General features: G+C 64.5%; 10 protein-coding genes. 2 read left to right on the forward strand and 8 right to left on the reverse strand.

Going from position 1 to position 13,866, the window contains the following annotated elements; genetic code table 11:
* Positions 1–134: 134 nt before the first annotated feature.
* The 5 genes from O6P39_RS05050 to O6P39_RS05070 all read right to left on the reverse strand — a co-directional run bounded on the left by O6P39_RS05050 (position 135) and on the right by O6P39_RS05070 (position 6,180).
* Entirely contained in the window at positions 135–1,046 is a 912-nt protein-coding gene (locus O6P39_RS05050) for an ABC transporter permease subunit (protein WP_015475786.1), read from the reverse strand.
* Between the two features lie 12 nt (positions 1,047–1,058).
* Positions 1,059–2,069: an ABC transporter permease subunit gene (locus tag O6P39_RS05055; protein WP_275610316.1), complete on the reverse strand. Its 1,011-nt coding sequence runs from the start codon at positions 2,067–2,069 to the stop codon at positions 1,059–1,061.
* A gap of 60 nt (positions 2,070–2,129) precedes the next feature.
* A complete protein-coding gene (locus O6P39_RS05060; protein ID WP_275610317.1) occupies positions 2,130–3,719 on the reverse strand; it encodes an ABC transporter substrate-binding protein in 1,590 nt (529 codons plus the stop codon).
* A gap of 93 nt (positions 3,720–3,812) precedes the next feature.
* On the reverse strand, positions 3,813–5,420 hold the full coding sequence (locus tag O6P39_RS05065; protein WP_275610318.1) for an ABC transporter substrate-binding protein: 1,608 nt from the start codon (positions 5,418–5,420) through the stop codon (positions 3,813–3,815).
* A gap of 196 nt (positions 5,421–5,616) precedes the next feature.
* Positions 5,617–6,180: an XRE family transcriptional regulator gene (locus O6P39_RS05070; RefSeq protein ID WP_275610319.1), complete on the reverse strand. Its 564-nt coding sequence runs from the start codon at positions 6,178–6,180 to the stop codon at positions 5,617–5,619.
* 174 nt (positions 6,181–6,354) lie between these two features.
* Here O6P39_RS05070 and O6P39_RS05075 point away from each other — a divergent pair, with 174 nt between their 5' ends.
* Complete coding sequence (locus O6P39_RS05075) at positions 6,355–7,572, forward strand: Xaa-Pro peptidase family protein (protein ID WP_275610320.1); 1,218 nt, start codon at positions 6,355–6,357, stop codon at positions 7,570–7,572.
* A 562-nt stretch (positions 7,573–8,134) separates the two neighbouring features.
* Here the strand turns inward: O6P39_RS05075 and O6P39_RS05080 are convergent.
* From O6P39_RS05080 to O6P39_RS05090, 3 genes are all read right to left on the reverse strand, one after another.
* On the reverse strand, positions 8,135–9,712 hold the full coding sequence (locus O6P39_RS05080; RefSeq protein ID WP_275611893.1) for an ABC transporter substrate-binding protein: 1,578 nt from the start codon (positions 9,710–9,712) through the stop codon (positions 8,135–8,137).
* A gap of 64 nt (positions 9,713–9,776) precedes the next feature.
* Positions 9,777–11,381, reverse strand: coding sequence for an ABC transporter substrate-binding protein (locus O6P39_RS05085; protein ID WP_275610321.1), 1,605 nt, complete (start codon positions 11,379–11,381; stop codon positions 9,777–9,779).
* A gap of 266 nt (positions 11,382–11,647) precedes the next feature.
* Positions 11,648–12,364 (reverse strand): SIMPL domain-containing protein, encoded by a 717-nt coding sequence (locus tag O6P39_RS05090; protein WP_275610322.1) that lies wholly within the window; start codon positions 12,362–12,364, stop codon positions 11,648–11,650.
* Positions 12,365–12,585: 221 nt separating this feature from the next.
* Between O6P39_RS05090 and O6P39_RS05095 the strand changes: the two genes are divergently transcribed.
* On the forward strand, positions 12,586–13,842 hold the full coding sequence (locus tag O6P39_RS05095) for an ATP-binding protein (RefSeq protein WP_275610323.1): 1,257 nt from the start codon (positions 12,586–12,588) through the stop codon (positions 13,840–13,842).
* Positions 13,843–13,866 lie beyond the last annotated feature (24 nt).

Consider the following 13,866-nt stretch of genomic DNA (forward strand, 5'->3'; position numbering starts at 1 on the left):
CATCAGGTTCTTGTTCTTGTAGGAGCGAGGGGGACGCCTTAGTCCTTGCTCGCGAACGGGGAACGCAGGGGGCTGCAGGTTCGCGAGCAAGCTCGCTCCTACGAAGAGCACGAGAGTTTTCATCCGGGAGCTCCTCACGCCGCGTTCTTCAGCTTCGGGTCCAGCGCGTCGCGCAGGCCGTCGCCCATCAGGTTGATCGCCAGCACGCTGAGCAGGATGGTCAGGCCGGGCAGCGAGACGACCCACCAGGCGCGCTCGATGTAGTCGCGCGCGGAGGCCAGCATGGTGCCCCACTCGGGGGTCGGCGGCTGCACGCCCAGGCCGAGGAAGCCCAGGGCGGCGGCATCGAGGATGGCCGAGGAGAAGCTCAGGGTGGCCTGCACGATCAGCGGCGCCATGCAGTTGGGCAGCACGGTGACGAACATCAGGCGCAGGGTGCCGGCGCCGGCCAGGCGCGAGGCGGTAACGTAGTCGCGGTTCAGCTCGCCCATCACGGCGGCGCGGGTCAGGCGCACGTAGGCCGGCAGCGAGACGATGGCGATGGCGATCACGGTGTTGATCAGGCCTGGGCCGAGGATGGCGACGATGGCCACCGCCAGCAGCAGCGAGGGCAGGGCCAGCATGATGTCCATCAGGCGCATGATCACCGGGCCCAGGCGGTTGGGCGAGAAACCGGCGAACAGGCCGAGGATGATGCCGGGGATCATCGAGATCACCACCGAGGCCAGGCCGATCTTCAACGACAGTCGCGCGCCGTGCATCAGGCGCGAAAGCAGGTCGCGGCCCAGTTCGTCGGTGCCCAGCAGGAAGCGCATCTGCCCGCCTTCCTGCCAGGCCGGCGGGGTGAGCAGGTACTCGCGGAACTGCCAGCTCGGGTCATGGGGCGCCACCCAGGGGGCAAACAGCGCACAGAACACGATGACCAGCATGAACAGCAGGCCGCCGACCGCGCCCTTGTTGCGCGAGAAGGCTTGCCAGAATTCTTTCAGTGGGGAGGGGTAGACCAGGCTCGGGTCGCTGGCGGGAGCTTTGGCGTTGGCATTCATGGCGTGGGCTCCTCAGCGTTGGTGGCGGATGCGTGGGTTGGCCAGACCGTAGAGGATGTCCACGGTGAAGTTGACCAGGATCACCAGGGTCGCCACCAGGAGGATGCCGTTCTGCACCACCGGATAATCGCGGCGGCTGATCGCGTCGATTAGCCATTTGCCGATGCCCGGCCAGGAGAAGATGGTCTCGGTGAGCACTGCGCCGGCGAGCAGCGTGCCGACCTGCAGGCCGAACACGGTGAGTACCGGGATCATGGCGTTGCGCAAGGCGTGGATGAACACCACGCGGGCCGGCGACAGGCCCTTGGCGCGGGCGGTGCGCACGTAGTCCTCGCGCAGCACTTCGAGCATCGCCGAGCGGGTCATGCGGGCGATCACCGCCAGCGGGATGGTGCCCAGCACGATGGCCGGCAGGATCAGGTGGCGCACAGCGTCTACGAACGCGCCTTCCTCGCCGGAGAGCAGGGTGTCGATGAGCATGAAGCCGGTTTTCGGCTCGATGTCGTAGAGCAGGTCCAGGCGCCCGGACACCGGGGTCCAGCCCAGGCTCACGGAGAACAGCATGATCAGGATCAGGCCCCACCAGAAGATCGGCATCGAATAGCCGGCCAGGGAGATCGTCATCACCCCGTGATCGAACAGTGAGCCCCGTTTGAGCGCCGCGATCACCCCGGCCAGCAGGCCGAAGGTGCCGGCGAACAGCAGGGCCGCCAGCGACAGTTCGAGGGTGGCGGGGAAGAGGGTGAGGAACTCGTTCCACACGCTGTCGCGGGTGGTCAGCGATTCACCCAGGTTGCCCTGGGCAAGGTTGCCGATGTAGTCGAGGTACTGCTGGTAGAGAGGCTTGTCGAGACCCAGGCGGTGCATGGCCTCGGCGTGCATCTGCGGGTCGACGCGGCGTTCACCCATCATCACTTCCACAGGGTCGCCCGGAATCAGGCGGATCAGTGCGAAGGTCAGGAGGGTGACGCCGAAGAAGGTCGGGATCAGCAGACCGAATCGGCGTGCGATGAAACTCAGCATGGTGGTTGAGGACTCCTCATCGAGCGGCTACTCATCGGGGGTGCTGATGGCGCCGGTTTCTTATTGCTTCACCTGGATGTCGGCGAAGTTGTTGGTGGTCAGCGGGCTGATGGTGTAGCCCTCGATATTGCTGCGTCGCACATTGAACAGCTTAGGATGCGCCAGGGGAATCCATGGCGATTGTTCGTGGAATAGGGATGTCGCCTTTCTATACAGATCTGCCCGTTTGGCCGTGTCATTCGTCTGACGGGCTTCCTGAATCAGCGTTTCGAAGGCCTGATCGCACCAGAACGCGTGGTTTTCCCCGGATTTCGCCGCGGCACAGGAAAGGTTGGGCGAGAGGAAGTTGTCCGGGTCGCCGTTGTCGCCGGCCCAGCCGCCGTACAGCGACAGGTCGTGCTCGCCAGCCTTGATGCGCTTGATCAGTTCGCCGAACTCCAGGGTGCGGATCTGCAGGTCGATGCCGACCTTGGCCAGATCGGATTGCAGCATCTGTGCCATCTGCGCAGCGTTGGGGATGGTCGAGGAGCTGCCGTTGCGGGTCAGCAGGGTCAGCTTGAGGTTTGCAACGCCCGCTTCCCTGAGCAGCGCCCTGGCGCGCTCCGGGTCGTGCGGCCAGTCCTGGATGTCGCTGTTGTAGCCCAGCATGCTCGACGGGTAGGGGGTGATCGCCGGTGTGACCGCATCGGCGCCGTACACGGCGTCGAGCATGGCCTTCTTGTCGACGGCGAGGTTGATCGCCTGGCGCACGCGCACGTCATCCAGCGGCTTGTGTTTCGTGTTCAGGGCGACGTAGGTGGTCAGCAGGGCGTCGATGCTGTCCACCGCCAGGTTCTTGTCCTGCTGGAGTACCGGCACGTCGGCCGGCTTGGGGTAGAGCGCGATCTGGCACTCGCCGCGGCGAATCTTCTGCAGGCGGACGTTGGAGTCCGGGGTGATGGCGAACACCAGGTTGTCGATGGCGGGTTTGCCGCGGAAGTAGTCCGGGTTGGCGCGATAGCGCACCTGGGCGTCCTTGGCGTAGCGGCTGAAGACGAACGGGCCGGTGCCGATGGGCAGGTTGTTGATCTGGCCCTGCTTGCCGGCGGCGAGCAGCTGGTCGCCGTATTCGGCGGAATAGATCGAGGCGAAACCCATGGCCATGTCGGCGAGGAAGGGCGCTTCGGGATGGTTGAGGGTGAAGCGCACGGTGTGGTCGTCGAGCTTGTCCACCGACTTGATCAGGTCGCGCATGCCCATGGCATCGAAGTAGGCGTAGCCGCGCACGGCGGAGGCGTGCCAGGGGTGCTTGGGATCGAGGGCGCGCTGGAAGGTCCAGAGCACGTCGTCGGCGTTCAGTTCGCGGGTCGGCGTGAAGTACTCGGTGCTGTGGAACTTCACACCCGTGCGCAGGTGGAAGGTGTAGGTCAGCCCGTCGGGGCTGACCTCCCAGCGTTCGGCCAGGGACGGTACCAGTTCGGTGGTGCCCGGGCGGAAGTCCACCAGGCGGTTGAAGATTGCTTCGCCGGCGGCGTCGTTGGTCACCGCACCGGTGTACTGGACGATGTCGAAGCCTTCCGGGCTCGCTTCGGTGCAGACCACCAGGTTCTGCGCCAGGGCGGTGCCGCTGCCCAGGAGGAGTAGCAGGGGAAGAGCGCGCGAGAGGGACATGGCGAATCTCCTTACAACGATGGGCTAGTCGGCAGGCGGAGGCGAAGGCGGGTACGCCGCCCGGTCTCGGCCGGGCTGGCGTTCAGGCGGTGGTCAGGGATGGTTGGCCACGCCGTAGAAGGAATTGCGTCCGAAGGGGCTGATCAGGAAGCCCTGCACCGACTTGCGCATGGGCTGGTAGACGGTGGAGTGGGCGATGGGGCTGATGGGCAGCTGCTGCGCCAGCAGTTGCTGGGCCTTCTGGTAGAGGGCGACGCGCTGGTCGTGGTCGGTGGTGGCCTTAGCCTGGCGCACCAGCTTGTCGTAGTCCGCGTCGCACCACTTGGAAACGTTGTTGCCGCTCACAGAATCGCAGCCGTAGAGCGTGCCCAGCCAGTTGTCCGGGTCGCCGTTGTCGCCGGTCCAGCCGAACAGCATGGCGTCGTGTTCACCGGCGTGGGCGCGCTTGATGTACTCGCCCCACTCGTAGGTGACGATCTTGGCCTTGATGCCGACCTTGGCCCAGTCCGCCTGGATCATTTCGGCCATCAGCTTGGCATTGGGGTTGTACGGGCGCTGTACCGGCATGGCCCACAGGGTGATCTCGGTGCCTTCGGGCACGCCGGCCTTCTTCAGCAACGCTTTGGCCTGTTCCGGATCGTAGGCCTGGCCCTTGATCGCGCTGTCATAGGACCACTGGGTCGGCGGCATGGCGTTCACCGCCAACTGACCGGCGCCCTGGTAGATGGCGTCGATGATCGCCTGCTTGTTCAGCGCCATGTCCAGCGCGCGGCGCACGTCGGTCTTGTCCAGCGGGGCATGGGTGACGTTGTAGGCCAGGTAGCCGAGGTTGAAGCCCGGCTGCGAGGGCATGTTCAGGTTCGGGTCCTGCTTCAGCGCTTCCAGGTCGGCCGGGCGCGGGTTCAGGGTGATCTGGCACTCCCCGGCCTTGAGCTTCTGCACGCGCACCGAGGCGTCGGTGTTGATGGCGAAGATCAGGTTGTCGACCTTCACGTCCTCCGGCTTCCAGTAGTCCTTGTTGGCCTTGAAACGGATCAGCGCGTCCTTCTGGTAGCGGCTGAACACGAAGGGACCGGTGCCGATTGGCTTCTGGTTGATCTCGGCGGGCTTGCCCTGCTTGAGCAACTGGTCGGCGTACTCCGCGGACTGGATCACCGCGAAGTTCATCGCCAGGTTCTGGATGAATGCGGCGTCGACGTCGTTGAGGGTGAACTTGACGGTCTTGTCGTCGAGCTTTTCCACCTTGGCGATGTTGCGGTCCAGGCCCATGTCGGTGAAGTAGGGGAATTCGGTGGGGTACGCCTTGCGGAACGGCTGGTCCTTGTCGAGCATGCGGTTGAAGGTGAACAGCACGTCGTCGGCGTTGAATTCGCGGGTCGGCTTGAAGTAGTCGGTGGTGTGGAATTTCACGCCCGGGCGCAGGTGGAAGGTCCAGGACTTGCCGTCGGCGGAGGTCTCCCAGCTTTCAGCCAGGGCTGGCTGGGCTTCGGTGCCGCCGCGCTGGAACTGCACGAGTCGGTTGAACAGGGTTTCGGAGGTGGCGTCGTAATCGGTGCCGGTGGTGTATTGGCCGGGGTCGAAGCCCGCCGGGCTGCCTTCGGAGCAGTACACCAGGCTGGAGGCGGCATGGGCCGCGGAGCCGGCGAGCAACAGCCCGCCCAGGGCGATTGCGTGCAGGGGATTACGTCGCATCTTGCGCATTGCCTGACCTCATTCTTGTTCTTTTTCAGGGCCGGCGAACCGATAAGGTCCGGGACCGACTCGGGCGGACGACCCGGATAGGGGCGTCCGTAAACGGCCGGAGAGCGTCTGCCCAGGCCGTCGCAGAAGTTAAGTCAGGCTGAAATTAAGTTCAACTTAAAATTCAGTGCGGCTGAAAGTTTTCCAGCCCATGGGGTCAGGTCGCGAGATGTTCGCCGAACAGTGGCAGGGTGGTGACCGAGAGCATTTCGGCGACGCTGTCACCGGCATTGCGCAGGCAGTGACGCTTGCCGGAATCAAAGTGCACGGAATCGCCCGGACCCAGCGGGTAGGTGTGGCCGTCGATCTCATAGGTGATGCGCCCGCTGAGGACGTAGGCGAATTCCGAGCCGTCGTGGGTGATCAGTTCCGATTCGTAGCCCACCGGGACCGTGACTTTCACCGCATTCAACTGATTGCCGGGAAAGCTGCTGGACAGTCGCTCGTAGCTCAGCGGCTGGCCTTCGATGGTGTAGCGCACGCGCTCGCCCTGGTGCGAGTCCGGCGGAATCTGCTGCGGCGAGTCGAACAGCGCGTTGAGCGGCACGTCGAGAGCCTTGGCGATGCTCGCCAATGACGACAGCGAGACGCCGGTGAGATTGCGCTCGGCCTGGGACAGGAAGCTGGCGGTAAGGCCCGATTCGGCGGCCACCTGGTTCAGGGTTTTCTTCGCCGCGCGCCGATAACGGCGCAGGCGTTCTCCGATACGATCTGCGGACATTGGCAAGGCTCTTGTGGGACGCGGGCAGCATACCAGCGTCGTCGCTGGCTGAAAGCATCGCGCCATGATGGGGTGGAAAATCGGGCGAAATATACCCTCGGCTGAAAAGTCTTTGACCCAAAATTTCAGTGCTGCTTAAATTTCTGCCATTTCCGTTCCCGCAGGGAGAGTCGCATGACACTGGGTGTAGGGGGCGCAAGCCCTGAACAAGCGCTGGCCAGGTTGCAGGTGATGACCGATGGCGCCGAGCCAATCGCGCTGGCGGAATATCGCCTGCGCATCGAGCGCCTGCAGCAACTCATGCAGGCCCAGGGAATGGCAGCGGTGTTCATCGATGCCGGCAGCTCGCTGTTCTATTTCACCGGGTTGAAGTGGAGCCCCAGCGAGCGGATGGTCGGCGCACTGGTGCCGGCCCGTGGCGACGTGCATTACATCGCTCCCGCTTTCGAGGAGGGCACGGTACGTGACCTGCAGGTGCTGCCCGGCAGCATCAGCGTCTGGGCGGAACACGAAAGCCCGTTCACCCTGCTGGTCGAAATGCTGGCGGAGATCGAAGTGCGCGACGGCGCGCGAGTCGGGCTTTCCCACAGCCTGCCGTTCGGCATGTACGAGCGCCTGCGCCAGGCGGCTGGCGGGCTGCAGCTGGTGGATGGCGGTGCGCTGGTCGAGCAGTGCCGCCGCTGCAAGTCGCCGGCCGAGCTGGCGCTGATGCAGCGTGCCAAGGACATGACCCTGGAGGTGCATAAGGCCGCTGCCAGCATCCTGCGTGAAGGCATTACCACCACCGAAGTGACGCGCTTCATCGAGGCTGCGCACAGGAAGGTGGGGGTGCCGGGCTCGACTTTCTGCATCGTGCTGTTCGGCGAGGACAGCGCCTTCCCCCATGGCGTACGCCAGCCGCGTCCGTTGCGCGATGGCGACATGGTGCTGATCGACGCCGGTTGCCAGCTGTACGGCTACAACTCGGATATCACCCGCAGCTACGTATTCGGCACGCCCAGTGCGCGTCAGCGCGAGTTGTGGAACCTGGAGAAGGCCGCGCAGCAGGCGGCCTTCGACGCCGCGTCGCTCGGCTCGCCCTGCGAACAGGTGGATGCCGCCGCGCGGCGTTGCCTGGAGGCCGGCGGCCTGGGACCGGACTACGCCTTGCCCGGCCTGCCGCATCGCACCGGTCATGGCATCGGCCTGGATATCCACGAAGGGCCGTATCTGGTGCGTGGCGACAGCACGCCACTGGACGTTGGCATGTGCTTCAGCAACGAGCCGATGATCTGCGTGCCGGGCGAGTTCGGCATTCGTCTGGAGGATCACTTCTACATGACGGCGGACGGTCCGCGCTGGTTCACCCGGCCGAGTCATTCGGTGGATGATCCCTTCGGCCTGGAAGGCTGAGCGCTTTCGTAGGAGCAACAGTCTTCTATGGTAAGTCCGTGCCACTGAATTCCCCTCACCGCAGCCCTCTCCCAGAAGGAGTAGGGGCAGATTGTGCCGGCTGACGCAGTGGTTTCATCCTGCACCGAACGGTCCCCTCTCGCGCTTGAGGAGCGGGGCGCGCAGCCAGGGTTAGGGTGAGGGGCTCTTGATCTTGTAGGAGCGGGCTCTGTCCGCGAGGCTCTTCTGGGTTGGGTGTTTCAGCGCCGCTTCGGCGTGGGCTGAGAGGTTTTGTTTCGCCCCCTCGGGCACGTTACTTCTTCCAAACGCCGAAGAAGTAACCAAGAAGGCTTGCCCCTGCATCCGGGTCCCGCTTCGCGGGACTTCCCTCGCTCCATCGGAGTTTCAGGGGCCCGCGTCGACGGGCTATCCATGGCCCAACGACGCTCTCGCGGCATCCATGCCGCTCACCCCCTGAAACTCCGACTCCACTCGGCCTCCTGAAGGGGCGCTCCGGTGTGCGCGGATATTTCTCTGGAAGCCTTCAAGAGCCAGAGCGGGAGTCCGCTCCTACAGGTAAAACTCAGGGGCTCAGTTCGACCCGCGAGAAGTTGTTTGCGCCCAGGGGGCTGAGGGTGAAGCCCTTCACCTCCGGGCGCACCACTGCGAACTGCTTGGGATAGGCCAGGGCGATCCACGGCGCCTCGCGCTGGAAGATCGCCAGCGCCTGGCGGTACAGGCCGGCGCGGACGTCCTGGTCGGTGCTGGCGCGGGCCTGACGCAGCAGTTCGTCGAACTCGGCGTTGCACCAGCCGGCCTGGTTCTCGCCGCTCCTGGCCGCCGCACAGGACAGGTTCGGCGTGAGGAAGTTGTCCGGATCGCCGTTGTCGCCGACCCAGCCCATGAAGATCAGGTCGTGCTCGCCCTGTTTGGCGCGCTTGATCAGTTCGCCCCATTCGAACACGCGGATGTCTGCGTGGATGCCAATCTTCTCCAGGTCATCCTGCAGCATCTGCGCGCCGATACCGGGGTTGGGGTTGGTCGGGCCACCGCCGGGGCGGGTCCAGATCGACAGCTTCAGGCCGGGCTTGATGCCGGCTTCCTCCAGCAGCTGTTTCGCCCGTGCCGGATCGTGGGGCCAGCCCTTGAGCTGCGGGTCGGAACCCCAGAGTGTTGGCGGGTAGGGCGCGACGGCCGGGGTCGCGGCGCCTTCGCCGAACTGTGCCTTGAGGTAGGCGTCGCGGTCGAAGGCGAGGTTGATCGCCTGGCGCACGCGCACGTCGTCCAGTGGCTTGTGCCGGGTATTGAGGGCTACGTAGGCCACCAGCAGGGAATCCAGTTCCTCCACCTTCAGGTTTGGTGCCTGGCGCAGTGCGGGGATGTCCGTGGGCTTGGGGTAGACGGCGATCTGGCAGTCGCCGGCCTTGATCTTCTGGATGCGTACGTTCGGATCGGGGGTGATCGCCAGCAGCAGGCGGTCGATCTTCGGCTTGCCGCCCCAGTAGTCCGGGTTGGCGTTGAAACGGACCTGGGCATCCTTCTGGTAGCGCTGGAAGACGAACGGCCCAGTGCCGACAGGCAGGTTGTTCAACTGCTCGGCCTTTTGCGCCGCGAGCAGCAGATCGCCGTATTCGGCGGAATAGATGGAGGCGAAACCCATCGCCAGATCGGCGAGGAAGGGTGCTTCCGGGTGCCTCAGGGTGAAGCGCACATGGTGGTCGTCGAGCTTTTCCACCGCGCTGATCAGAGCCGGCAGGCCCATCGCCTCGGCGTAGGGGAAGCCGCGCGGGGCGAGCTTGTTCCAGGGGTGTTGCGGGTCTAGCTGGCGCTGGAAGCTCCAGAGCACGTCGTCGGCGTTGAACTCGCGGGTCGGCGTGAAGTAGTCGGTGTTGTGGAATTTCACACCCTGGCGCAGGGCGAAGGTGTATTGCAGGCCGTCGTCGCTGATCTCCCAGCTTTCCGCTAGCGCGGGCACCAGGCGGGTGCTGCCGGGGGCGAATTGCACCAGGCGTTCGAACACCGTCTCCGCAGACGCGTCGGCAGTGGTGGCGGCGGTGTACTGGGTGATGTCGAAGCCTTCCGGACTGGCCTCGGTACAGACCACCAGGGACTGGCCGAAGGCCGGCGCGCAGCCGAGCAGGCTGACGAGGGTCAGGCGGATAAGCGCAGTGCGCACGGCGGATTGCCGGAGAAAAGGCCGCCGGAGGACCCGGCGGCCATTGGCCTTACTTGCCTATGCTGACGCCGTAGAACGAGTTCAGCGCGAACGGGCTGATCTTGAAGTCCTGTACGGTCTTGCGCATCGGCTGGTACACGGTGGAGTGGGCGATCGGGGTGATCGGCACCTGCTCCTTGAGGATGTGCTGGGCCTGCTTGTACAGCTCGGTGCGCTTGGCCTGGTCCGGGGTGCGCTTGGCAGCCTTGATCAGCTTGTCGTAGGACTGGTCGCACCATTTGGAGAAGTTGTTGCCGTCCACGGCATCGCAACCGTAGAGGGTGCCCAGCCAGTTGTCCGGGTCACCGTTGTCGCCGCTCCAGCCGATCAGCATGGCGTCGTGCTCGCCACCCTTGGCACGCTTGATGTACTCGCCCCATTCGTAGGTGACGATCTTGGCCTTGATGCCGACCTTGGCCCAGTCGGACTGCAGCATTTCCGCCATCAGCTTGGCGTTCGGGTTGTACGGGCGCTGCACCGGCATGGCCCACAGAGTGATCTCGGTGCCTTCGGGCACGCCGGCCTTCTTCAGCAGTTCCTTGGCCTTTTCCGGGTTGTAGCCGGCATCCTTGATGCTGTCGTCGTAGGACCACTGGGTCGGCGGCATGCCATTCACGGCGAGCTGGCCGGCGCCCTGGTAGACGGCGTCGATGATCGCCTTCTTGTTCACCGCCATGTCCAGCGCCTCGCGCACTTCCAGCTTGTCCAGCGGCTTGTGCAGCACGTTGTAGGCGATGTAACCGAGGTTGAAGCCCGGCTGCGACGGCATGTTCAGGTTCGCATCCTTCTTCAGCGCTTCCAGGTCGGCCGGGCGCGGGAAGAGGGTGATCTGGCACTCGTTGGCCTTGAGCTTCTGCATGCGCACCGAGGCGTCGGTGTTGATGGCGAAGATCAGGTTGTCGATCTTCACCTCACCCTTGTTCCAGTAGTCCGGGTTGGCCTTGAAGCGGATCATCGCGTCCTTCTGGTAACGGCTGAACACGAAGGGACCGGTGCCGATGGGCTTCTGGTTGATGTCGCTGGCCTTGCCCTGCTTGAGCAACTGGTCGGCGTATTCGGCGGACTGGATGGAGGCGAAGCTCATGGCCAGGTTCTGGATGAAGGCGGCGTCGACGTCGTTGAGGGTGAACTTGACGGTCTTGTCGTCGACCTTCTCCACCTTGGCGATGTTCGCGTCCATGCCCATGTCGGTGAAGTAGGGGAATTCGGTCTGGTACGCCTTACGGAACGGATGGTTCTTGTCGAGCATGCGGTTGAAGGTGAACAGCACGTCGTCGGCGTTGAATTCGCGGGTCGGCTTGAAGTAGTCGGTGGTGTGGAACTTCACGCCCGAACGCAGGTGGAAGGTGTAGGTCTTGCCGTCATCGGAGACTTCCCACTTCTCGGCCAGGCCGGGGATGACCTGGGTGCCGCCCCGCTCGAACTGGGTCAGGCGGTTGAACACGGTTTCCGCCGAGGCGTCGAAGTCGGTGCCGGTGGTGTACTGGCCGGGGTCGAAGCCCGCCGGACTGCCTTCGGAGCAGTAGACCAGGTTGTTGGCGGCGTGAGCGAACAGCGGTGCGCTGGCGATCAACCCAGCGGCAATCATGGAGCGGATGACGGCGTTCTTACGCATACGGACCTCTGGTTATTCTGGTTGTCATCGAGGAACAGCCTTGTGGGCTGCGTTGCGTGAAACTATGCACGGCACATGCCGTGCGCAAGCTGCTGGCGGGGATGAGTGTAGAAGTTGTGACGCGAGTGCAAGGGAATGTCGCAATTTCGACAATGGAAACCGCGTGGTCAGGTCGCGGCGTCCTGGTCTTCGGCGATGCCGTGCCAGGATAAGGGAGTTGCCGTTACCGCTGGGCCACGGAAGCGGCCCAGCGGTAACGATTCAGATCAGGGCATCTGCACTTCGATCGTGCCGTCGGCGCTGACCACGACCTGGCTGGTGCCGGCTTCGATTTCCTGCGCCGGGGCGCCGCCGTAGCTGTCGGCTTTCATTGCCGCCATGCGCATCACCGGCATCGGGCGCGGCGTACCGGAGGTGTTCAGGTTCAGACTGACCAGCTTGTAGCCCTTGCCGCCGAGCGCCTCGGTGAGTACCTGGGCGCGGGCCTTGAAGGCGCCCACGGCGTCTTTCATCAGCGCGTCTTCATTCTTCACCCGGGTGGCATCGGCGATGCTGAAGTTCATGCTGCCCATCTTCAACTTGCCGAGCAGGTCGGCGGTGAGCTGCGAGAGGGCGGCGAAATCGGCGCTCTCCAGGCGGATTTCCGCGCGCTCGCGCCAGGCGGTGATTTTCTGGCCCTTGTCGTCATACACCGGGTAGCTGTTGCGGCTGCCCAGGCTGACGGTCACGCCCTTGACCTTGCGCGCCTGCTCCAGGGCGGCGTTCAGGGTGGTGGTGGTTTCGCCGGCCAGCTTGGCCGGATCGTTAGCTTGCCCTTCGGTGAACAGGGTCACGTGCATCAGGTCGTGGGCGACTTCCTGGCTGACCTCGGCGCGCAGCGAAACCTGGTTGTAGCGAGGTTCGTCTGCCAGGGCTCCCAGGCTGGTGGCGCACAGGGCGATGGCGGCGGCGATGGCGGTGAAGGGTTTCTTCAGTACAGACATGGATGACTCCTTGCTCCAGAAAATGTCCCGGCCACAGCGTAGTAGAGGCTGTGGCGAGGACTGTCAGACCCTTTGACGGAGATTCGTTCCCCAGAGGGTTAAGAGCGGGTGTCACCAATTGTTTCCGACCGCCAGGACCCGCGCTGGAGTATGCTGTGGCGCTATGCCGCATAAGTTGGAGGGGGCTCTTGGCTATACTCGCGCAAATTCCGGAATTCACCATGCGCACACCGGTTTTCCAGCTTTCCGCCAGTCGTCAGAACCTCCTGCATCTGACGCTTATCCGTATCCTCGTGCTTGCCGCCCAGGCCGGTTCCGTCGGGCTCGCCTACAAGGCCCAGCTGATCCAGCTGCCATGGCTGGCCCTGAGCGTGACCCTCGGCGTTTCCCTGGTGCTCTGCCTGGGCACCGCGCTGCGCCTGCGCGGTCCGTGGCCGGTGACCGAGCTGGAATATGCCGTCCAGCTGGCCTGCGACCTGCTTATCCACAGCGTGCTGCTGTATTTCTCCGGCGGCTCCAGCAACCCCTTCGTTTCCTATTACCTGGTGCCGCTGACCATCGCCGCGGCGACCTTGCCCTGGCTCTACACCATCGTTCTCGCCGGCCTCGCACTGGCCAGCTACACCGTGCTGCTGGTGTGGTTCCACCCGTTGGAGATGGCCGCCGGGCAACGCGACAACCTGCTGGTCTATGGCATGTGGCTGAGCTTCGCCCTGGCCGCCGCGCTGATCACCTTCTTCGTGGCGCGCATGTCCGAATCGCTGCGCCGGCAGGAGCAATTGCAGGCTCAGCGCCGCGAGGAAGGCATGCGCGACCAGCAACTGCTCGCCGTGGCCACCCAGGCCGCCGGCGCCGCCCATGAACTGGGCACGCCGCTGGCGACCATGAGCGTACTGCTCAAGGAATTGCGCCAGACCAATGCGGACCAGCCGCTGCTGCAGGAAGATCTCGCCCTGCTGCAGGAGCAGGTGAAGCTCTGCAAGGACACCCTGCAGCACCTGGTGCGCGCCGCCGAGGCCGATCGCCGGCAGGCGGTGGTCGAGCAGGGCGCCGACGAATGGGTGGACGCGGTTCTGCACCGCTGGCACCTGATGCGTCCGGAAGCCAGCTATCGCTACCAGACCCTCGGCAAGGGCAAGGCGCCGCGCATGGTTCCGCCCACCGACCTGAGCCAGGCGCTGCTCAACCTGCTGAACAACGCCACCGACGCCTGTCCGGACGACCTGGATGTTCGTCTGGACTGGGATGCCGGGGAAATCTGCCTGAGCATCCGCGACCAGGGGCCAGGCGTTCCACTGGCCATTGCCGAACAGCTCGGCAAGCCTTTCTTCACCACCAAGGGCAAGGGTTTCGGCCTCGGCCTGTTCCTCAGCCAGGCCAGCGTGACGCGGGCGGGCGGTACGGTGAAGTTGTACAACCATGAAGATGGCGGCACTCTGACGGAGTTGCGTCTGCCAAGAAGCTATGGCGTGGCTTGAGGGCCACGTCTGCGAGGAAGTCCC

This window comes from Pseudomonas sp. PSE14, assembly GCF_029203285.1.
GTDB lineage: Bacteria > Pseudomonadota > Gammaproteobacteria > Pseudomonadales > Pseudomonadaceae > Pseudomonas.